Raw genomic sequence first — 20,718 nt, forward strand, 5'->3', positions numbered from 1 at the left:
ACGGCGGCGGCGCCCACCACCCCGATGCAGGCCGCTCGCGGAGGTGGGCGCGGCGAAGTAGACGCTGCCCATGCCGGTGAGCCGCTACCGCAACCGCGTGCGGGTCAGCCGCGCGCCGGCCCGCCTGGAGCAGGGCGAGACGGACCTGGCCGCGCTCGCGTCCGGCCTGGGCTTCAGCGACCAGGCGCACCTGACCCGGGTGATGCGGGCCGAGCTGGGGCACACGCCCGGCCGGGTGCGTGCTCTGCTCGCGTCCTGAATGCGCTGTAATCCGAATCGGCCCGCCAACCGGTAGTCATCACCGGACGACGACGAGACGGAGATGACGGATGGACGACGGGTTCGCCGAGTACGTGGCACACCGGCAGCCACGCCTGTGCCGGATGGCGTACCTCCTCACCCGGGACTGGGGCACGGCCGAGGACGTGGTGCAGACGGCGCTGGCGAAGGCCTGGCTCGCCTGGCGGCGGATCGAGGGCAACCCCGACCCGTACGTCTACCGGATCATCGTGAACACCCACACCTCGTGGTGGCGCAGGCGCTGGCGCGGCGAGGTGCCGGCCGAGACGCTTCCCGAGACCGCCGACCCGCGCGACGCGGCGGCCGAGGTGGCCGACCAGGCCGCGCTGTGGAGCGCGATCGGCGCGCTCTCCCCGCGCCAGCGGGCGGTGATCGTCCTGCACTACTACGAGGGACGCACGCTCACGCAGGTCGCCGACATCGTCGGGTGCTCGCTGGGGGCGGTGAAGAGCCAGCTCAGCCGGGCCCTGACCCGTCTTCGGGTCGATCCGGACATTCAGGCCATGAACGTGGAGAGGGTCAAGCGATGAGCCACACCGAGAGCGACCTGCGAGAGCTGCTGACCGGCCGGGCCGGGGCCCAGGACGGCGGCTCGGCCCGCCTGGAGGAGATCATCCGGCGCGGGCGCCGCATCCGCCGCACCCGGCGGGCCCTGGCGGCGGGCGCGGCGGCCGTGGCCGTCACCGCCGTGGCCCTGATCGGCCTGCCGCTGCGGCCGGGCGCGCCCCCCGTCGCCCAGCAGCCCGTGAACTCGGCCGAGATCGAGCCGGCCGTTCCCGAGATCCCTGAGAAGTTCGAGGTGCGGCTGGGAGCCGTACGGTTCGACCTGCCCCTCATCCACTCCGAGCGCTTCGCGGCGATGGGCGCAGGCACGGTCACCTTCACCCCGGCCAGCACCTCCACGGGGTGGAAGGTGCTCTGCGAGGACCAGCGAGCCTGGGTCGTCATGACGTACCGGCTCAAGAGCGAGGTGCTGAGCGGCGCGGCCGGGCGGTGCGGCGGCGACGGAGTCGGCGGGCACCACGACGAGCGCTCCGCGCCCCGCGACTGGCTGGAGGCTCCGCAGAGCATGACCGTCTGGGTCTTCCCCGGTGACGCCCCGGTCCGGGAGGTGGCGGAGGAGGTCACGGGGTGCAGGCCGATCGGTAAAAGGACGGACTGTGACGAATCGGCCCAGCTCCGCGAGCTGATGAAGCCGCAGGTGCGCGAAGAGCTGATGGCCCGGGTCGGTGACCGTCCCGGCCGGTGGGCGGTCGCGATCTACGACGAGCAGTCGCCCACCGGCTGAGCGGGGCGCGCGAGCCTACCGGCCGGCCACCAGGGGCCCGCGGCGGGCCCGCCTGGTGGCGATCAGCGCGCCGGCCAGCCCGCTGACGAGGCAGATCAGCACCAGCCCCGCGTACTGCGGCAGCGAGTACGCGAACCACGGCCGGCCGGTGGCGGCCCGGCCGAGCGCGGTGAGGGTGGTGGCGGCGATGCCCGTGCCGATCAGCACCCCGGCCACCGTCACGATCAGTGTCTCCCAGACCACCGTCCTGGTGAGCTGCCGCGGCGTGGTCCCCACCGTACGCAGCACCCTCAGCTCCTCCGCCCGCTCGGCCATGGCCATCGCGGTCGCGTTGAGCACCGAGATCACGGTGTAGACGACCGCCGCCCCCACCAGCGCCGGGGCCGCCCACGCCGCCGCTCCCGTACGGGTGACGCCGGCCGCCGCGTCGGAGGTCGTCACGGCGAACAGGAAGGTGCACGCGAGCGCCACGGTCAGCATCACCGGGGACGCCGCCGCCATCGCCCGGCGCGGCTGGGTGACCAGCGACGCCCTGGCGGTCATGCCCGCGCCGGGGTCGAGCCGGGCCACCACGGCTCCCAGCAGCCAGCCGAGCCCGCGCAGCACGGCGGGGCCGAGCGCGGCGGCCCCCACGCAGAGCACCATCGTCGCCCCGAGCCCGGTCGGCACCGCCGCGTCCGGCTCGACCACCGGCGCCAGGGACACCAGCACGCCGCCCCCGGCCAGCGCCACCACCCCGGCGACGGCCCTGGGCCAGGGCAGCAGCCGCCGTTGCACCGCGCTGTCGCGCAGCACCTCCAGCGGCCCCACGCGGACCGCCCTGCGTGCCGCGACCCGGGCCGCCAGCAGCGTCACCACCAGCCCGACCACCACCGCCGGCACGAACGGCCCCGGGGTGACCGCCACCGGCACGCCCGTGGGCGCCAGCCCGGTCAGCCGCAGGAACGCGCCCATGAGCAGCGCGTACGGCACGGCCAGCACGCAGCCCGCCACGCACGCCAGCACGGCCACCACCAGCGCCTCCGCCGTCACCAGCCGGCGCACCTGCCGCGGCGTCATGCCGACCGACCGCAGCAGCCCCCAGGTCCTGCGCTGCCGCGCCACGTGCAGGCCCAGCGTGCCGGTGACCACGAACACCGACACGAACCCGGACACCGCCGCCGACAGCACCAGCAGCCCCATGACGCCGTTCAGCTCGTCCCGCGTGCCCGCCGCGGCGACCACCAGGCCGCCGCCGGCCACCAGCGTCACGGCGAGCAGCACCGCCGCGAAGGAGGCGGCCAGTCCCGTCCGGTTGGCCCGGACGTTGCTCCAGGCAAGCACGAGCGTCACCGCCGGCCGCCCAGCCGCGCGCCGATCTGCTCGGCCGAGGGCCGCTCCAGCACGTCCACGATCCGGCCATCGGTCAGGAACAGCACGCGGTCCGCCCGCGCCGCGGCCTCCGCGTCGTGCGTGACCATCACCACCGTCTGCCCGAACGCGTCGACCGCCTCCCGCAGCAGCCCCAGCACCTCGTGCCCGGTCCGCCGGTCCAGCGCCCCTGTCGGCTCGTCCGCGAACAGCACCTCGGGCCTGGCCAGCAGGGCGCGGGCGATCGCCACCCGCTGCTGCTGCCCGCCGGAAAGCTGCGCGGGCCGGTGTCTCTCCCGCCCTGCCAGGCCGACCCGCCGCAGCAGCTCGCCCACCCGCGCGGGGTCCGGCCGCCGCCGCGCCAGCCTGCTCGGCAGCACGACGTTCTGCCAGGCGGTCAGCGACGGCACCAGGTTGAACGCCTGGAAGACGACGCCCACCCGGTCGCGGCGCAGCACCGCCAGCTCCTGCTCGCCGAAGGCGGTGATGTCCTGCCCCGCCACCCGCACCGTCCCGGAGTCCGGCCGGTCCAGCCCGGAGGCGCACTGCAGCAGGCTGCTCTTCCCCGACCCCGACGGGCCCATCACCGCGGTGAAGCTCCCGCGCGCGAACCCGACACTGACCTGCCGCAACGCCGCCACTTCCGTGGCTCCCCCGCCGTAGGTCCTGGTCACCTCCTCAAGGAGGACCACCTGATCACTCATGATCGTCAGCCTGCCGGAGCGATCAGGCCGCCGCCCATCCGGGAGATCCCCGGCCCGTCCCTGAAACCGTCAGAGCCAGTGCCAGGTGACCCGGGCCTGCTCGGCGGCGTCCGCCAGCCACTCCTCGAACGCGGCCGCCCCCGCGGCCTTCAGGGTGGCCGAGTCCGCCACGGCCTCCGCCCGCTCGATCACCAGCCCCGTCAGGAAACCTCCCTCGTACGCCACCGGCCCGGCCGAGGCCCCGCCCGGCAGCTCCCGCAGCGGCTCGGGCAGCTCCCCCGCCCACGTCCTGGCCCTGGTGAGGCGAAGCCCCCACCGCTCGCCGAGACCGCCCCGCAAGGCGGCGACGTCGATCGGCTCCTCCTCCGACAGCACCCACACCGCGCGCACGGTGGCGTACCGGTCGCGATGCCGGTCCAGGTGCGCGGGCGCCAGCTCCGCCCGCATCCGGTCGCGGAAGCGCCGGTCCCTGGCCTTGGTGGTCATGTGGTCGTGGAACGCCTCGGCGCTCATGCCCATGCGTTCCAGCCACCTCAGCATCGCCTCGCGGCTGGTCAGGCCGTGCAGCCTGCGGAAGCCGTCCGCGGCGGCCTGGACGTCATCCGGGCCGACCTCCTCCTTGGCGGCGGCGTTGCGCAGCACGCAGAACCGGACCAGCTCCTCCTGCGGCGACAGCCCGGCCCGGGTGAGCGAGCGGAGCATGAGCATCGCCTCGGGCATGGAGATCTGCATGCCGTCCACGGTCAGCAGGTTGCCCGCGGCCCAGTGGGTCGAGTGGTCGACCAGCCAGGACGCGCCGTCATCCGGCTGCAGGGTCAGCATGATCGTGCCGCCGGCCGGGTCGTCGAGCAGCAGGTCGTAGTCCACCACGGGCGAGCCGGGGCGCGGGTTGCTGACGAGCTGGGCGGCGAGCGCGGGATGCGACTCGGCCCACGCGGCGGCGGCGCGGCGGGCCTCCTCCACCGCCGAACGGCGGCGGGTCAGCCCGCGCAGCAGGCCCACGCCGCTTTCCAGGGCGGGGCCGAGAGCGGGTCCAGTCATGGCGCTTCCGTTTCTCCGGCCGTGAGCCAGTCGGCGATGGCGTCGCCGATGGGCAGGCCGGTCAGGTCTTCGATCCAGCCCCACTGTCCGTTGGGGTTGATCTCGAGGAACACGTACTCCCCGTCCGGGGTCAGGATCAGGTCGATCGCGCCGAACGAGACGCCGAGCGCGGCGACCAGGTCCACGCACTGGCGGGAGACGTCGCCGGGCAGGTGGTGCACGCTGTGGCGGGCGCGGTCGAAGTCGTAGTGGCGCCAGTCGTCGCGGGTGCGCGGCGAGTCCTGCGAGGCGATCTCGGCGGCGAACACCTGCCGCCCCACGACGGTGACCCGCAGCTCCACGGCCTTGCGCACGTACGGCTGCAGGATGGTCGGCTCGTGGGCCAGCCGGGCCCGGCCAGCGAGGTCCCGGCGCTGCACGACGGTGGTGTAGACGGTGTGCCGGGCGCCGTCGATCTCGAACGGGGCGTACTCGACGGGTTTGGCGATCAGCCGCCCGCCGGCCCGCTCGTAGGCGGGCACCAGCTCGGCCGGGTCGTTGGTGATCACGGTGCGCGGCACGGCGAAGCCCAGCCGCTGGGCCAGCGCCAGGTGGACCAGCTTGTTGTGCGCCCTGCGCAGCACCGGGTGCCTGGCCGGCAGCCAGCGGGCGTCCAGCAGGTCCCAGAAGCCTTCGAGGAACCACTCCGATAGCTCCCCCGCCCGGTCCCTGAGGTCGGCCGCGGTGACGCCCGGTGCGGCGGCTGGCTGTCCGGGGCGCCGGTTCCACACGGCCGTCGTTCCGCCGAGATCGACGGTCTCCCCGCCGGTGACCAGCCTCAGCTCGGTCCTGCCCGCCGCGAACCCGGCGGTCACATGGGCGGCGGCCGGGTACTGTGCCGGGTCCCACCAGACGACCTCGGCGCCCCTGGCCTTCAGCTTGGGCAGGACCATGCGAACGGTGGTGTCACCGGGTTCGCTGAGAATCAGTAGCATGTGGCCCCCCTCGGCCGCGCGGGAGGAGCGCGAGGCCCCTCCCACGCGACCCGAGTGATCTTTAGTAGTCGGACACCCAGCCGTCGGACGGCCGGCCCTCGGTGCCGTTGGTGTGGTAGCAGCGCTCCATGCGCGCCCCACCGGAGACGAGACCGAGGTCGGCCTCGTCGATCACCGGCAGCTCGTTGCTGAGGTCGTCCAGATCCACGATCTTCTTGGTCATCTCTGCCCTCCCTTTTCGACGGGCGAGCCGGGCCCCGCGCGGGCCCGGCTCGTGTGGATGAAGCTCATCAGCCGGGATTTGGAGCCGACTTGAATGTGGCTTGGAGGGGGAGAAATATCCTTCAGTACGTCGTCCGCCGCATCGCCTGGATCAGCACGGGCAGGGCGACCACCAGGAAGACCCCGCGCACTGCGCCCGCGACCGGGTAGGCCGCGTGCACCCCGAACGCGTGCGTCACCAGCCCGCCGGCCAGCGCGCCGAGCGGCATCAGCCCCCAGCCGAGCATCCGGTAGACGCTGTTCACCCTGCCGAGCAGCTCGGACGGCACGATCTGCTGCCGGAGGCTGACGGTCACCACGTTCCACAGCGTGGTGACGAAGCCTGTGACGGCCAGCAGGGCGCCGAGCACGAACGCGTTCGGGCTCAGGCCGATCCCGACGAACGTGCCGACGTTCGTGACGAGCGCGGTGAGCAGGGCGGGCAGCGCGCCCATGCGCTCGACGACGGGCGCGCCCAGCAGCCCGCCGAGCAGGCTGCCGACGGCGGCGCCGGCGAGCAGCAGGCCGTAACCGGGCGCGTCGAGGTGCAGCGCCTGCGTCGCCAGCAGCACCAGCGAGACGTTGCCGAGCTGCCAGCAGAAGGTGTTGACGCCGAGCAGCAACGCGAGCGTGCGCAGCAGCCGGTGGCGGGCCAGCCAGCGCAGGCCGTCCGCGATCGCCGTGCGCAGGGGCGGGTGCCCGGTCCGCGCGCTCCTCCGCCTGGGCAGGGTCGCCAGCAGCGCGGCCGACAGCACGAACGAGGCGGCGTCCAGGCCGAACGGCAACGCCACCGCGATCGCGAAGAGCAGCCCGCCGACCGGCGGCCCGGCGAACTGCAGGCCGATCGTGGTGATCACCTGCTGGTGGCCGTTCGCCCTGTGCAGCAGCGGCTTGGCCACCAGGTCCGGCAGCACGGCCTGCGCCGCGTTGGCGAAGACGACGGTGCACGCCCCCAGCCCGAACGCCAGGACCGCCAGCACCGGCACGCTGACCAGGCCGGCGGCGGCGAGGACCGCGACGCCTCCCACGAGCACCGCCTGGACGGCCTGCGCCCGCCACATCAGGGCCACGCGGTCGTACCGGTCCACCAGCGCCCCGGCGGGCAGCGACAGCAGCAGCCAGGGCAGGAACGTCGCCGCGGACACCACCGACACCAGCCGCGCGTCCTGCGTGACCGTCACGGCCAGCAGCGGCACCGCCGCCGTGAACGCCCCGTCCCCGACACTGTTGATCCCCGTCGCCCACCACAACCGCCAGTAACCCGGGGACAGCCGCGGTGCGGCCTCACTCTGCGTCATGCCGTGATCGTCGGGGCGGTGGCGCCGCCAGGACAGCTTTTAGCGCGGGGCTACATAATCGGCGCATGGCTCTCACGGTCGAGCTGGGCGTGGCCGAGCTGGCGGCGACCCGGTTCGCGATCTCGCCGCTGTCGGAGACCGTGTCCGCGCTGCAGCAGCTCGGTGCTCGCGATCGGCATCCGGTCAACCTGCGGTGGCTGCGCTGGGCGGCCGACGAGCTGGCCAGGCGGCCGCTCGACCTCACGCACACCTGGCCGCTGATCGTGAGCGACCGGCCGAACTGGCCGGAGTTCCTCGTCCCCGCCCCGCGCGGCTCGTGGACGTCCATCGACGACGACCTGGCCGCGTTGCGGCGGACCCCCGCGTCCCAGGTGCGGATCAGCCTGCGCCGCGTGTTCGGCGCGAGCCCGCCAGAGCCGGTCGCCGCGCTCGCCGCGCGGCCGGCGGCCGGGCTGCGGGTGATCGCCGGGGAGCTGCGGGCGGCGCACGACCGGCTGATCGCGCCGCACTGGCCCCGGATCAGGGCCGTGCTCGACGCCGACGTCATCCACCGGGCCAAGGAGCTGGCCGCGGGCGGGGCGGAGCGGTTGTTCGCCGGCCTGCATCCGGATCTGCGCTGGCAGGACGGCCGGCTGCGGCTGGAGGGGGATCGCTGGCGGGCCGAGCGGGTGGTGGATCGCGGGCCTGGGGGGCTGGTGCTGATGCCGGTCGCGCTCGGTACGCCGTACGTGCTGATCAAGAAGAGGACGTCCACCCAGACCACCGTGCGTTACCCGGCACGCGGCGTCGGCACCTTGTGGACGGCCGGGACGCGCGCCCCCGCGGGCAGCGCGGTGCGGCTGCTGGGCCCGGTGCGCGCCGGGCTGCTGGAGGCGCTGCGCTCACCCGCGACGACGACGGACCTGGCCCGCGCGCTCGGCGTCACGCCCAGCGCGGTCTCGCAGCAGCTGCGGGTGCTGCGCGAGAGCGGGCTGGTCGCCCGCGAGCGCTCCGGGCGCACGGTCCTCTACCTGACGACCGCCCTGGGCACGGCCCTCATCGGCGGGAGCTGAAGACGGCGAACCGCTGCCTCATCGGCGGAAGCTGAAGACGGCGAACCGCCTCGCCTCATCGGCGGGAGCTGAAGGCGGCGAACCGCCTCGCCTCGGGCGCGCGCTCGGGGTCGCTGAGCCACTGGGAGGCGAGCCCGACGAGCAGGGCCAGGTAGTGCGACCCGGCCGCACGGACCTCGCGGGGATCGCTGTCCGGCCCGAGGCCGGCGAAGGCCCGCGCCAGTGACGCCCTCGCCGCCTCCTGCCCGCTCGCGATCATCGCCCTGATCTCGCCGTCCTCCCGGGCGGACGCGACGGACTCGAAGTTGACGAACCACAGCGCCCTGTTCGCCCGGATCGAGTCGATGATCCGCCCCCACAGGACCTCGTGATCCTCCGGCTCCCCCGACGTGCCGTCGAGCACCGCGAACAGCAGCTCCCCCCACTCCGTGTTGAGGTCGCGCAGGGCCTTGGTGAGCAGCTGCTCCTTGGACCCGAAGTGGTAGTTGATCGACGCCTGGTTCGCCCCCGACGCCGCGACCAGGTCGCGGACGGTGGTGTGCGCGTATCCCTTCGTCAGCAGGCAGTCGCGCGCCGCCAGCAGCAGCTTGTCCTTGGCACTCATATGCCCTACCGTATCAAATAAACATTCGTTTGAAATGAGCGTTTATTCATGGAGCTGCACATGACCACCTACGCACCACCCGTGCTGCGCATCCGCGACCTGCGCTGCGAGTACCCCGGCGAGGCCGGCCCGGTCCACGCCCTGCGCGGCATCGACCTCGACGTCCCGCGCTCGTCCTTCATCGCGATCATGGGCCCGTCCGGTTCGGGCAAGACGACCCTCCTGCACTGCGCCGCCGGGCTGCAGCGGCCCACGTCGGGCGCCGTCGAACTCGACGGGCAGGACCTGCGCGGGCTTGACCAGACCCGGCTGGCGCAGCTGCGCCGGCGCCGCGTCGGCTTCGTCTTCCAGTCGTTCAACCTGCTGCCCGCCCTCTCGACCGTCGACAACGTCGAGCTGCCGCTGCGCCTCGACTCCCGCAGGACGCAGCCGGCGCGCACGGCCGAGCTGCTCGCCAGGGTCGGGCTGGGCAACCGGGGCGGCCACCGCCCCGACCAGCTCTCGGGCGGCCAGAAGCAGCGGGTCGCGGTCGCCCGGGCGTTGATCACCGACCCGGAGATCGTCTTCGCCGACGAGCCCACCGGCGCCCTCGACATCCGCAGCGCCAGGGAGGTCCTGCGACTGATGCGCGAGCTGGCCGACCACGGCCAGACGATCATCATGGTGACGCACGACCCGGTCGCCGCCTCCTACTCCGACGCCGTGCTCTTCCTCGCCGACGGCCGGCTCGTGGACCGCCTGCCGCGCCCCACCGCGCAGCAGGTCGCCGCCCGGATGGCCGTCCTGGTCGAGTCGGCGGAGCAGGCCGCGAACGGGGCGGTGACGGCCTGATGCTCAAGCTCGCCCTGCGCTCCTTCGCCCACCACCGCGCCGCCGCGATCGCGACCGGCCTGGTGGCGCTCGTCGGCACGATCCTGGTCACCGGCATGATGAGCCTGCTCGGCACCGGGCTGGCCGCGAGCACGGCCGCCGCCGACCGCGCGTTCCTCGTGCAGTTCCCGCTCATCATGGGCGGCTGGACGGTGGCGATCGTGTTGTTCGCCATGGTCTCGACGGTCGGCGTGGCGCTCGGCGGCCGGGCCGGGGAGATCGCCGGCCTCCGCCTCATCGGCGCGACGCCCCGGCAGGTGCAGGGGATGCTCGTCGTCGAGACGACCGCCATCACCGCCGTCACGGCGCTGCCCGGCCTGGCCGGCGGCTACCTGCTCGGCTGGGTCATCAGCCGCAGCATGCACGCGGCCGGGCTCACCGGCGCGGCCTCGGTGTTCGCGCCGGGCGCGGCCCTGCCGCTGCTCGGCGTGCTCGTCGTGCTGGCCGCGAGCGTGCTCGCCGCCTGGATCGGCAGCCGCTCCCTGGCCCGCCGCAGCCCGGTCGCCGACGCGGCCCCGCCATCCCGCAGCCGTACGGGGCGGCGTCCTGGTCTCGGGCGCCGGGTGGCCGCGACCCTGATGATCTGCGCCGGGCTGGCCTCGTCGGCCACGGTGCTCGGCATGGACCCGGCCGACGTGCTCACCACGGCGATGACCGGGCCTGCCTGCGTGCTCGTCGCCGTCGGCCTCTGCCTGCTCGCCCCCGAGCTCGTCCTCGCGGCGAACCGCGCGCTGGCCGTCCTGCGCCCGGCCCACCGCGCCGCCCCGCTCCACCTGGCCGCGCTCAACCTGTCCGCCGCCCCCGACCGGGTACGGCCCACCGTCACCTTCCTCACCCTGTTCGTCGGCGTGGCGGCGGGGACGCTCAGCATGCAGGGCGTGGAGAACGCGGCGGGCACCGGCGGCAGCACGGGCGAGGTCCTCGCCTCGATCAACTACTTCGTCGTGGCGTTGATCGCCGCGTTCATGGCCATCGCGCTGACCAACAACCTCGTCGCCTCCATCACCCGGCGCCGGGCCGAGTTCGCGGTCATGTCCCTGGTCGGCTCGACCGGCGGCCAGACGCACGGCATGCTCGTCCGGGAGATCGGCGTGGCCACGGCCGTCAGCACCGTGGCCGGCAGCGTGGGCGCTTTCGTCACCGTGCTGCCCTTCGCCGTGGTCAAGACCGGCGACCCCCTGCAGGCGGCGGCGCCCCTGCCCTACGCGATCACGATCGCGATCGGGGCCGGGGTCACGCTGGGGGTCTCAGCGCTCGTGGGGCGGCGCGTGATCCGTACGGCGTGAGCTAGAAGATCTTCATGTCCCTGAGCATGCGCCAGCTCTCCAGGGCCTTGATCGAGTTGGGGTACTCCCCCTTCGCGATCCAGTCGCCCAGCGCGCGGCGGCCCGCGTACTTCTTGAGCTGGCCGTTGAACTCCCCCACGTTGTAGTACACGTAGGTCCAGTAGACCAGCTCGTCCCGGGTGGGCGCGGCGTACCCGTAGGTCTTGACGTCGGCCAGGAACAACGCGCGGCGCCGCAGCAGCATGGCGGCCTCGCCCTGCAGCCCCGTCGTCAGGTCGGGGAACAGCGCCGACTCCACCAGGGTGCCCTTCTCGTTGCGTCTGGTGTCGAGCACGACCCGCTTCGGGTCGTAGGGCAGGAAGCTCCTGCCGGGCACCCTGGCGGCGCTCATGTCGAGGAAGAAGCGGTCGGTGCCGAGGTAGTCGTAGCCGAAGATCGGGCTCGTCGTGGGGACGCTCCTGAGCTGCGCGTCCGTCGGGTCGCCGGCCTGCCTGCCCAGCCCGATCCGGTCGCGGACGTAGTCGACCAGCCCTTCCAGGTAGGCGTAGGTGTAGAGCTGGTCCGGCGGGAGGCCGGCGGTGGCGGCGGTGAAGACGACGTCGAGGACCTGGGGCGGGGTGTTCTTCAGCCAGTACTTGGCCTGCGACTTCGGGTACTTCTGCGTCAGCCTGCCCAGCGGGGTGGTGAACGCGGCGAAGAACTGCCGCTCCCTGGCCAGGTAGGCCGCCGTCCCCCCGCCGCCCCGGTCGGCCACCAGGCCCGCCCACCGCGCCAGCACCGCCTGCTCCTCCGCCGTCCTGCCGAGCACGCCCAGCGCGTGGCGGATCCGGGTGCGACCGGCGTTGGCGTTGAACGTCACGCTCTTGCCCGCCTTCACCTCCTTCAGCGCGTTCCTGAGCACGTCGACGTCGGCCTTCACGGTCGCGTCCGGGACGAGGTAGTTCTTCCTCGCCCGCTCGACGACCTGCTCGCCCCGGGTCGCGGCTGCCGCTTCGGCGGCGCCCGCCGTGCCACCGGCCAGGACGAGGGCGCATGCCAGGGTGGTCGCGGCGAATCGCCGCCTTGAGTACGTCTGCATGCCTGCTGCTTATCGGCCGGGGTGTTGTCCTGCCAGGGAGCGGCGTCCGTGGTCATGGGTGGACAAAGGCGGCACCGCGCTGTCGTGGACGAAGCCGGCGCCGCGCTGTCGTGGGCGAACCCGGCGCCGCGCTGTCCCTCTTGCGAGCTACCCCCGAATGTCCACCGCGTGGTGACGATTCCCCGCCGCCCGATCCCTAGCGTTGCCTGCGTACCCGCGACGCCCGGTCGCGGCCGTTCCCCGAACAGGAGTCGTCATGCGGCTGTTGAAGCAACTCGTGGCCGTGGCGGCGGTCGCACTGGCCGGCAGCCTGGCCGTGGGCGCCGTCCAGGACGCCCCGCTGCTCACCCTGGTCCTCGGCCTGGCCACCGCCGCACTCGCCGTGTTCGTCTACGCCCGGGTCGTGCGCTGGTCCGAGCGCCGCGAGCCCGCGGAGGTGGCCGGGAAGGGCGCCGCCCCCGCCTTCGGCCGCGGCCTGCTGATCGGCGTCGCGATGTTCGGCGCCGTCATCCTGAACATCGCCTTCCTGGGCGGCTACCGCATCGACGGCTTCGGCTCCTGGACGGGCGCGGCCGGCCTGGTCGGGTTCATGGCCGCCGCCGCGGTGACGGAGGAGCTGCTCTTCCGCGGCATCCTGTTCCGGATCATCGAGGAGCGCACCGGCACGTGGCTCGCGCTGGCGCTGACCGCCGTGCTGTTCGGCCTGTCGCACCTGTTCAACCCGCACGCGAACCTGTGGGGCGCGATCGCCATCGCGATCGAGGCCGGCGGCATGCTCGCCGCCGCCTACGCCGCCACCCGCACCCTGTGGCTGCCGATGGGCCTGCACTTCGGCTGGAACTTCGCCGCCGCCGGCATCTTCAGCACCGAGGTCTCCGGCAGCGGCGCGGCGCAGGGGCTGCTGAACGGCGTGACGTCCGGCCCCACCCTGGTCACCGGCGGCGCGTTCGGGCCGGAGGCGAGCGCGTACGCGGTGGCGTTCGGCCTGCTGCTGACCGTCGTGTTCCTGTGGCTGGCCCGCAGGCGCGGCAATCTGGTCCCGATGCGGCGCCGGACGACCGCTACGCTCGCCCCATGATCGATCCACGGCGGGTCATGAGCCTGTGGCAGCGCTACGACGTCGTGGTCAGGGACTTACCCTTCGGCCTGGTGGTGGCCGCCGTGTCGCTCATGCCGGCGATGCACGGCAAGGGAACCCAGGTCGGCGACCTGCCGGCCCGGCCGTTCGACGAGCTGGCCCTGCTGGTGATCGCCCTGGAGTGCCTGCCCCTCGCCGTGCGCCGGCGGTGGCCGGCCGTCTGCCTCGCTCTCGTCACGCTCGGCTTCGTCCTCGACCAGCTCCGCGCGTACCACGTGTTCGCCGCCACCGCGATGCCCATCGCGCTCATCAGCGCCGGCGCCCACCTGGAGCATCACCGGCGCGCCACCGTGGCCCTCCTGTCCATGGCGTACGTGCCGCTCGCGGTCGCGCTCAACCGCATCGGCGCGACCGAACGGCCGGAGGGGTACGTGGTGTTCTACCTGGCCCTGGCCATGGCCTGGGGCATCGGCGCCTGGCTGCGCTCCACCCGCGCCGCCGAGGCCGAGCGCCGCCTGCGCGTCGCCGAGGCCACCCGCGCCGCCGAACGCACCCGCATCGCCCGCGAGCTGCACGACGTCGTGACCCACCACGTCACCGCCATGGTCGTCCAGGCCGAGGCGGCCCGCTACCTGACCGCCGCCCCCGACCGCCTGGAAACCACCCTGACCGCCGTCACCGACACCGGCCGCCGCGCCATCGCCGACCTGCGCCACATGCTCGACCTGCTCAAGGCCGACCACGACCACGACGTCAGCACCCCGTCACCCGGTGACCTGCACAGCCTCGTCGAGCAGACCCGCCAGGCCGGCCAGCCGGTACGGCTCACGGAGGAGGGCACCCCGGCGCAATCGGCCGGCAGCGCCGAGTTCGTCACCTATAGGGTCGTCCAGGAAGCCCTGACGAACGCCCTGAAACACGCCCACGGCAGCGCCACCGTCGTCCGGGTCCGCTACGGGGAGAAGGAGATCACCGTGGAGGTCGGCAACGACGGCTCCGGCTCCCGCGGCGCCGCCCCGGCCGGAAGCGGGCGAGGGCTGGCGGGCCTCCGCGAGCGCGTGGCCGCCCTGGGGGGCGAGTTCAGCGCGGACCCACAGGCGGGCGGCGGCTTCGTCGTCCGAGCCCGGATCCCGGCGGGCAACCCGTCGTGACCGCCCCTCGGGCCCGCGGAGAGCTTGCCGTGACCATCCTTGCAGGAGAGCCTGCCGTGACCACCTTTCAGGAGAACCTGCCGTGACCACCCAGACTCGCGTACTCCGTGTCCTGGTCTGCGACGACCAGGCGCTGATCCGCACGGGCTTCGCCACGATCATCGACGCGCAGCCCGACCTGGAGGTGGTCGGCGAGTGCGGCGACGGCCGCGCCGCGGTCGACCTTGCCCGCCGCCTGAACCCCGACATCGTCGTCATGGACGTCCGGATGCCGGTGCTCGACGGCATCGCGGCCACCCGCCTGCTGGCGGGCGCCGGGGTGGAGCACCCCGTCAAGGTGCTGGTGGTCACCACGTTCAACCTGGACGAGTACGTCTACGAGGCCCTGCGCGCCGGCGCGAGCGGCTTCCTGCTCAAGGACGCCCCACCGGCACAGCTCCTGCACGGCATCCGCACCGTCGCGACCGGCGCCGCGCTCCTGGCCCCCGAGGTGACGCGGCAGCTCGTCGGCCGGTACGCCTCCCGCATCCGCCCCACCCAGGCGACACCGGACGACGTCGCCCTGACCCCGCGCGAGCTGGAGGTCCTGCGGCTCATCGCCGACGGACGATCCAACAGCGAGATCGCCGCGACGCTGGTGATCAGCCAGGAGACCGTCAAGACGTACGTGTCGCGGATCCTGACCAAGCTCGACCTGCGTGATCGCGTGCAGGCGGTGGTCTACGCCTACCGCAGCGGCCTGGTCACCTGAGCCCCGGCCCTCCTTGCAGGTCAGGTGTGCAACGATCGCTGCACGGCAGCATCGATCAGCTCATGGATCTCCTGCTCGCCGAAGATGTCGGGCAGCGTCAGCCGTTCCACGATCAGCCAGTTCAGCGCGAGATAGAGCAGCACCACCGAGGTCGAGTCGCCGGGCAGCCCCGAGGCGGCGTGATAGCCGATGTTGGCGTCGATGTCCTCGCGGATGCGCCGGGTGAGCACGGCGCGCAGCTCAGGCCGCCGGGTGGACTCCAGCCGCAGCTCGAGCAGGGCCAGGTAGCCGGAGTTGAAGGCGGAGACCCGATCCACCAGCTCGTGCATCAGCTCGGCATAACGCGTCGCGTCCTGCACCCCCTCCCGGCCGCGGGCCATCGTGGCCTCGTCGGGCAGCAGCCGCTCGTAGATCCGCCCGCCGACCTGGGTGAACAGATCGTCGCGGCTGGCGAAGTAGTTGGAGGCCGTGCCGGGCGGCACAGCCGCCTCCGCGTCGACGGCCCGGAACGTCAGCCCCCGCGCTCCTTCCCTGGCCAGCACCTCGATGGCCGCGTCGATCAGCGCCTGCCGCCGTTCGGGATTTCTCCGCACTTGACACCACTCCACATGTAGTACTACGTTCAAACCACTTCACCCATAGTACTACATCAGGAGTTGGTCGTTGATGCGAAAGCTCGTCTACTACATCGGTGTCTCCCTCGACGGCTACATCGCCGGCCCCGACGCCGAGTTCGACTTCTACCCCTTGTCGGACCAGATGGCCGCCTGGATCAACGAGCGTTACCCGGAGACGCTCCCCACCCACATCCGCAAGCTTGTCGGCCTCGAAGGCGTGCCCAACAAGGTCTTCGACACCCTGGTGATGGGCCGCGGCACCTACGAGCCGGCTCTGGACGTCCCCACCACCAGCCCGTACGCCCACCTGCGCCAGTACGTCGTGTCCAGCACGCTGCAGATCGACGACCCCACGGTCCAGGTGGAGACCGGCGACCCGATCGACCTCGTCCGGCGCCTCAAGGCGGAGGACACCGGCAAGGACATCTACCTCTGCGGCGGCGGCAAGCTGGCCGCCTCCCTGCTCCCGGAGATCGACGAGATCATCCTCAAGAGCTACCCCGTGGTGGCGGGCGCGGGCATCCCCATGCTCGCCGGCCACTTCCGCCCCACCCTGTTCACCCCCACCCGGCGCGAGTCCTTCGACAACGGCGCCCAGGTCACCTGGCTCACCAGGGCCTAGAACCGCACAGGAGACAGCATGCACATCAAACTCCCACCCCTGACCACCCAGCCCGGCCCCAGCCGCCCCACCCCGTCCCCGCACCGGCACGAACCTCCGGCGCGCGACCTCAAACCCACGGGCCGCACCAACCTCTCCCGCCGCCCCACCGCGGCTCCCCGCCGCAGTGGATACTGATCCCCTTCCCGAAGATCCCGTCCGGTCATTCAAGATCGGACGGGATCCCCAGCGGAACCGCACGAGCGGTCGAGGCCTCAGCCGAACCACGCTCTGGTGCCGGGGCGCAGCGACAACCCGAACGTCAGCAGCGCGTAGGGCACCCCGCACACGAGCGCGAGCGCCCAGTAACCGACCCTGATCCTGGCACTCTTCGTCCGCGACCGGTGGAGGGCGATGGCTTGAGAACGGCGCGGTTGACCTCAATCGTGCTTGAGCTCCTAGCGTGGTCCGCAACCCCGATCCGGACACTTAGGACAATCATGACGCGGATCAGCACCACCTTGCCCATGACCCAAGCCGGCGTACCCGACCTCACGATGACGCAGCACCTTGAAAACCTCGGCTACGACGCCATCAGCATGCCCGATCTCATCGTCGGAGACGGGACACCGGGCTTCGACCCCACACTCGTCCTGGCAGCCGCCGCAACCGTGACCGACAGGATCGGACTGGAGTTCGGCGTGCTCAGCCTCCCCCTGCGCCCGGCCGCCTGGGTCGCCACACAGGTGCAGACCCTCCAGCACCTGTCAGGCAACCGCGTCACCCTCGGCGTCGGGATCGGAGGTTTCCCCGGCTCGCCGTTCTGGCGTGCGGTCGGGGCACCGCTCCAGGGAAGGGGACGCCGGACCGATGAAGCGTTGCAGGCCCTGCCCGGCCTCATCCGTGGTGAGGCGACGAAGCTGGGCGAGGCGGAGGTCACCCTGGGCCCTGCCGCTCCGGTCCCGCCCATCCTCATCGGCGGCAACTCCGAGGCGGCGATGCGCCGCGCCGTCCTCCATGGTGACGGCTGGGCGCCCTCCTTGCTCAGCCCCGCGGCTCTGGGCAGGAAGGCGGTACGGCTACGTGAGATCGCGCACGAGCTCGGACGCCCGGTCCCGTCGATCTCCGTGGGCGGTCACGCGATCCTCGTCGACAACCCGGCCGCCCTCGAACAATTCACCCGCACACTGGTGGACGTGCATCGCCTGCCGCAGGAAGAAGCCGACAACGTCCCGGTCACCGGCGGCCCGGAGCAGGTCGCGGAACGCCTGCACGCCTACGCGGAGGCCGGAGCCGACATGGTCGGGCTCAGCCTTGACGGCGGAGACTGGATCCGGCAGGCGGAAACCCTCGCGGAGGCCCGAGCACGGCTGAGCCGTAGCCGGACGACGCAGGCGGACCAAGGGTGATGGGTCGCTCAAGCGCCCCACGCACGCACCGGCACGGCGAGAGTGTGCCAACAATCGGCGTGTTCCGGTAGGTTCGTCACCTGCCGCCCAGAAGATCACGAAGGAGGCCCTCCAACAGGTGACCGATGAAACGCTGGTCCCGCCGACGGAGGGTTGCGCGATGGGACTGCGAGTCAAGATCTTGGGCCCGTTGGAGCTGACGGCGGACGGCGAGGTGCTGCCGCTGACCGGCACCCGGCGGATCGGCCTGCTGACCCGGCTGGCACTGAGCGCCGGCCGGGTGGTCACCGCTGAGCAGCTCCTCACCGATGTGTGGGGCGAGAGCCGGGCGGCGACGGCGCCGAAGCAGCTGCACATCGTGGTGTCGAAGCTGCGCGAGCTGCTCGCGCCCCGGGCGCTCGACGAGCTCATCGTGACCGCGCCGGGCGGATACTGCCTGGACGTGCCACCTGATCACGTCGATGCGCACCTGTTCATGAGACTGGTACGCGAAGCGCGTACCGTCCACGCCAGGGGAGAGATCACCACGGCCGACAGGTCGTTCCGGCAGGCTCTGGCCCTGTGGCGGGGAGAGGCCCTGGCAGGTATGTCGGCGGAGTGGGCCCAGATCGAGGCCACCCGGCTGACGGAGGAGCGGCTCACCGCGCTGGAGGATCACGTCGACCTGCGGATGGCGGCGGGCGATCACCATGCGGTGATAGCGGATCTGACCGTCCACATCGAGGCGCACCCGCTGCGGGAGCGGCCGCACGCACAGCTGATGCTGGCGCTGTATCGCGCTGGGCGGTCGTCGGAAGCGCTCGCGCTCTACCAGGAGACCCGCCACGTCATGATCCGGGAGCTCGGCATCGAGCCGAGTGCCGAGCTGCGCCGCCTCCAGCAGGCGGTGCTCGCTCGCGACCCCGTCCTCGATCTGACAGCCCCGGCGCAGGACGCCGCGCTCGGCGACACCGTCGCCCCGGCCGAGCTGCCCGCCGACACCCGCGCCTTCACGGCCCGCGAGGTCGAGCTCGCCTGGCTCGACAAGGCGCTCACCACCTCGGAACCAGGCACGCCGGCGATCGTCGCCATCGGCGGTGCCGGCGGGATCGGCAAATCCGCGCTGGCCGTACACCTGGCGCACGCCGTCGCCGACCGCTACGCCGACGGCGTTCTCTACCTCGACCTGCACGGCGCCACCGACGGCCTGCGGCCGCTGTCGCCGCTGGAGGCGCTCGGCCGGCTCTTACGCTCGCTCGGCCTGGACGGCTCCGCCGTACCGACCACGGTGGACGAGGCGGCGGCCCGCTACCGATCCCTCACCTCGGCGCGGCACGTGCTGCTCATCCTCGACAACGCCCTCGACACCCGCCAGGTCCGCCCGCTCATCCCCGCCGGATCGGGGTGCGCGGTCGTCATCACGAGCCGGCAGATGCTCACCTCGCTCGACGGCGCGAGCCACCTGAACCTGCCCGGCCTCGACCCGTCCGAGTCCACCGCGCTGCTGGCCCGGATCGCCGGCCCCGGCCGGGTCCACGCCGAGCCGGAGGCCGCCGGACGGATCGTCCGGCTCTGCGGGGGCCTGCCCCTCGCCCTCCGCATCGCGGCGGCGCGGCTGGCCGCCCGCCCCGACTGGACGCTGTCCTACCTCGCCGACAGGCTCGCCGACGCCACCCGCCGCCTGGACACGCTGGAGCACGCCGACCTGGCCGTCCGCGCCGGCATCGCCGTCAGCCTCCAACACCTCCAGGAGGAGCCCGCCGGTCAGGACGCCGCCCACCTGTTCGCCCTGCTCGGCCTCCTCGACACGCCCACCCACACCCCGGCCGCCACCGCCGCGCTCGCCGACCGGCCCGAGTACACGGTGGCGGACGCGCTGGACCGCCTGCTGGACGCCCGGCTGCTCGAATCGGCGGGGCCCGGCCGCTACCGGATGCACGACCTCGTCCGCCTCTACGCCCGCGAGCAAGCGGACGACATCGTCCAGGAGCACGATCGGACGGCCGCCACCCACCGCGCGCTGCACCACTACCTCGCCACAGCCAGAGCGGCCAGCCTTCTGCTCGACCCCACCTCCCCCATCGTCCGGGATCTGCGCGCCGACCAGCCGGGCCTTCGCCTGGACACACCGCAGGAGGCGATCGACTGGATCGAGCTGGAGCGCGACAACCTGATCGCCGTCGCCCGGCAGGCCACCGGCCGCCTCGACGATCCCGGCACGGTCGAAGGCCTCGCCGCCGCCCTCAACAGGCCCTTCAGCCACAGAGGCTGGCTCGCCGAGCTCACCGAGATCCATCACCACGCCCTGCACGTGGCCGCCCGGACCGGTGACTGGGCGGCCCAAGCCCGCGGACACAACCACCTGGGCCTCATCCACAAGAACCAGGGCCGCTTCGAGCCCGCGGTCGAGCACTTCGAACGTGCCCTCACGTGCTGGGATCGAGCGAACCTGCCCCTGCGTAAGGCAGGCACCCTCCACAATCTCGGCACGACCTACGGCAAGCTCGGACGCTTCGACGACGCCCTCGCCACCCAGGACGAGGCGACCGCCGCGGCGACCGCCAGTGGCCTGCGCGACTACCAGGCGATGATCCTCAACGGCCGGGCCGCGGTGCTGATCAGCATGGGCCGGCTGGACGAAGCGATCGACGCCAGCCGGCGAAGCCTGGAGATCTGGGCGGAGTTCGACAATCCCTACGGCGAGGGAACGGCGACCGACACGCTGGCCGACGCCTGCCGACGCGCCGGCAGGCTCGTCGAGGCCGAGGCCGGCTACAGGCGGGCGGTCCACCTCCACCACCAGGCCGGTGCCCGCGCGATGGAGGCCGCTACTCTGTGGGGGCTCGGCGACACCCTGCGCGATCTCGGACGGCGGGACGAGGCCCGGCAGTGCTGGCACCGGTCGGCCCAGATCCTGTGCGATGTCCATCTCCTCACCGAGGAGGAGCTGGAGGTCCTGCTCGCTCAGGACCTCCCGCAAGCTCCCGACCCCGTCAGGCACTTGAGCGCGGGAGCGCGTTGACGGC

General features: G+C 72.8%; 22 protein-coding genes. 13 read left to right on the top strand and 9 right to left on the bottom strand.

Annotation, left to right across the window (positions count from 1 at the left end; genetic code table 11):
* Positions 1-70: 70 nt before the first annotated feature.
* The 3 genes from LCN96_RS50805 to LCN96_RS50815 all read left to right on the top strand — a co-directional run bounded on the left by LCN96_RS50805 (position 71) and on the right by LCN96_RS50815 (position 1,588).
* Positions 71-259, top strand: coding sequence for a helix-turn-helix domain-containing protein (locus LCN96_RS50805; protein ID WP_225269567.1), 189 nt, complete (start codon positions 71-73; stop codon positions 257-259).
* Positions 260-329: 70 nt separating this feature from the next.
* Positions 330-830, top strand: coding sequence for a SigE family RNA polymerase sigma factor (locus tag LCN96_RS50810; protein WP_225269568.1), 501 nt, complete (start codon positions 330-332; stop codon positions 828-830).
* On the top strand, positions 827-1,588 hold the full coding sequence (locus LCN96_RS50815) for a hypothetical protein (protein ID WP_225269569.1): 762 nt from the start codon (positions 827-829) through the stop codon (positions 1,586-1,588). Before LCN96_RS50810 ends, LCN96_RS50815 begins: the two co-directional genes overlap by 4 nt.
* Before the next feature lie 15 nt (positions 1,589-1,603).
* On the opposite strand, the gene LCN96_RS50820 is transcribed toward LCN96_RS50815, so the two are convergent.
* The 6 genes from LCN96_RS50820 to LCN96_RS50845 form a co-directional block, all read right to left on the bottom strand.
* A complete protein-coding gene (locus LCN96_RS50820; protein ID WP_225269570.1) occupies positions 1,604-2,920 on the bottom strand; it encodes an FtsX-like permease family protein in 1,317 nt (438 codons plus the stop codon).
* Entirely contained in the window at positions 2,917-3,642 is a 726-nt protein-coding gene (locus LCN96_RS50825; RefSeq protein WP_225269571.1) for an ABC transporter ATP-binding protein, read from the bottom strand. The genes LCN96_RS50820 and LCN96_RS50825 overlap by 4 nt, the downstream gene beginning before the upstream one ends.
* A 69-nt stretch (positions 3,643-3,711) precedes the next feature.
* Positions 3,712-4,683, bottom strand: coding sequence for a TIGR04500 family putative peptide maturation system protein (locus tag LCN96_RS50830; RefSeq protein WP_225269572.1), 972 nt, complete (start codon positions 4,681-4,683; stop codon positions 3,712-3,714).
* A complete protein-coding gene (locus tag LCN96_RS50835) occupies positions 4,680-5,657 on the bottom strand; it encodes an MvdC/MvdD family ATP grasp protein (protein ID WP_225269573.1) in 978 nt (325 codons plus the stop codon). Before LCN96_RS50835 ends, LCN96_RS50830 begins: the two co-directional genes overlap by 4 nt.
* Positions 5,658-5,718: 61 nt before the next feature.
* On the bottom strand, positions 5,719-5,880 hold the full coding sequence (locus tag LCN96_RS50840) for a hypothetical protein (RefSeq protein ID WP_225269574.1): 162 nt from the start codon (positions 5,878-5,880) through the stop codon (positions 5,719-5,721).
* 121 nt (positions 5,881-6,001) lie between these two features.
* Positions 6,002-7,216, bottom strand: coding sequence for an MFS transporter (locus LCN96_RS50845; protein ID WP_225269575.1), 1,215 nt, complete (start codon positions 7,214-7,216; stop codon positions 6,002-6,004).
* 65 nt (positions 7,217-7,281) lie between these two features.
* Here LCN96_RS50845 and LCN96_RS50850 point away from each other — a divergent pair, with 65 nt between their 5' ends.
* Positions 7,282-8,268: an ArsR/SmtB family transcription factor gene (locus LCN96_RS50850; RefSeq protein ID WP_225269576.1), complete on the top strand. Its 987-nt coding sequence runs from the start codon at positions 7,282-7,284 to the stop codon at positions 8,266-8,268.
* A gap of 55 nt (positions 8,269-8,323) precedes the next feature.
* On the opposite strand, the gene LCN96_RS50855 is transcribed toward LCN96_RS50850, so the two are convergent.
* Entirely contained in the window at positions 8,324-8,872 is a 549-nt protein-coding gene (locus tag LCN96_RS50855) for a TetR/AcrR family transcriptional regulator (RefSeq protein WP_225269577.1), read from the bottom strand.
* 60 nt (positions 8,873-8,932) lie between these two features.
* Between LCN96_RS50855 and LCN96_RS50860 the strand changes: the two genes are divergently transcribed.
* Together LCN96_RS50860 and LCN96_RS50865 are read left to right on the top strand one after the other, a co-directional pair.
* Positions 8,933-9,703 carry an ABC transporter ATP-binding protein gene (locus tag LCN96_RS50860; RefSeq protein WP_225269578.1) on the top strand — a complete coding sequence of 257 codons (771 nt, stop codon included), beginning with the start codon at positions 8,933-8,935 and terminating at the stop codon, positions 9,701-9,703.
* Positions 9,703-11,028, top strand: a complete 1,326-nt coding sequence (locus LCN96_RS50865) for an FtsX-like permease family protein (protein ID WP_225269579.1) — start codon at positions 9,703-9,705, stop codon at positions 11,026-11,028. Before LCN96_RS50860 ends, LCN96_RS50865 begins: the two co-directional genes overlap by 1 nt.
* A gap of 1 nt (position 11,029) precedes the next feature.
* On the opposite strand, the gene LCN96_RS50870 is transcribed toward LCN96_RS50865, so the two are convergent.
* A complete protein-coding gene (locus LCN96_RS50870) occupies positions 11,030-12,106 on the bottom strand; it encodes a hypothetical protein (protein WP_225269580.1) in 1,077 nt (358 codons plus the stop codon).
* Positions 12,107-12,362: 256 nt separating this feature from the next.
* On the opposite strand from LCN96_RS50870, the gene LCN96_RS50875 reads away from it, so the two are divergent.
* The 3 genes from LCN96_RS50875 (at position 12,363) to LCN96_RS50885 (ending at position 15,086) form a co-directional block, all read left to right on the top strand.
* A complete protein-coding gene (locus LCN96_RS50875) occupies positions 12,363-13,184 on the top strand; it encodes a CPBP family intramembrane glutamic endopeptidase (RefSeq protein ID WP_225269581.1) in 822 nt (273 codons plus the stop codon).
* Positions 13,181-14,335, top strand: a complete 1,155-nt coding sequence (locus LCN96_RS50880) for a sensor histidine kinase (protein WP_225269582.1) — start codon at positions 13,181-13,183, stop codon at positions 14,333-14,335. Before LCN96_RS50875 ends, LCN96_RS50880 begins: the two co-directional genes overlap by 4 nt.
* A gap of 82 nt (positions 14,336-14,417) precedes the next feature.
* Entirely contained in the window at positions 14,418-15,086 is a 669-nt protein-coding gene (locus LCN96_RS50885) for a response regulator (protein ID WP_225269583.1), read from the top strand.
* Positions 15,087-15,106: 20 nt separating this feature from the next.
* On the opposite strand, the gene LCN96_RS50890 is transcribed toward LCN96_RS50885, so the two are convergent.
* Complete coding sequence (locus tag LCN96_RS50890; RefSeq protein WP_225269584.1) at positions 15,107-15,679, bottom strand: TetR/AcrR family transcriptional regulator; 573 nt, start codon at positions 15,677-15,679, stop codon at positions 15,107-15,109.
* A 73-nt stretch (positions 15,680-15,752) separates the two neighbouring features.
* Between LCN96_RS50890 and LCN96_RS50895 the strand changes: the two genes are divergently transcribed.
* The 4 genes from LCN96_RS50895 (at position 15,753) to LCN96_RS50910 (ending at position 20,714) form a co-directional block, all read left to right on the top strand.
* The gene (locus LCN96_RS50895) at positions 15,753-16,325 is read left to right on the top strand and encodes a dihydrofolate reductase family protein (protein WP_225269585.1); all 573 of its coding nucleotides are present in this window, start codon (positions 15,753-15,755) and stop codon (positions 16,323-16,325) included.
* Between the two features lie 18 nt (positions 16,326-16,343).
* Positions 16,344-16,502, top strand: coding sequence for a hypothetical protein (locus LCN96_RS50900; protein ID WP_225269586.1), 159 nt, complete (start codon positions 16,344-16,346; stop codon positions 16,500-16,502).
* Between the two features lie 302 nt (positions 16,503-16,804).
* Complete coding sequence (locus tag LCN96_RS50905; protein ID WP_225269587.1) at positions 16,805-17,713, top strand: LLM class flavin-dependent oxidoreductase; 909 nt, start codon at positions 16,805-16,807, stop codon at positions 17,711-17,713.
* 160 nt (positions 17,714-17,873) lie between these two features.
* The gene (locus LCN96_RS50910) at positions 17,874-20,714 is read left to right on the top strand and encodes an AfsR/SARP family transcriptional regulator (protein WP_225269588.1); all 2,841 of its coding nucleotides are present in this window, start codon (positions 17,874-17,876) and stop codon (positions 20,712-20,714) included.
* Positions 20,715-20,718: the final 4 nt, after the last annotated feature.

Origin of the sequence: Nonomuraea gerenzanensis, assembly GCF_020215645.1 — a bacterium.
GTDB lineage: Bacteria > Actinomycetota > Actinomycetes > Streptosporangiales > Streptosporangiaceae > Nonomuraea > Nonomuraea gerenzanensis.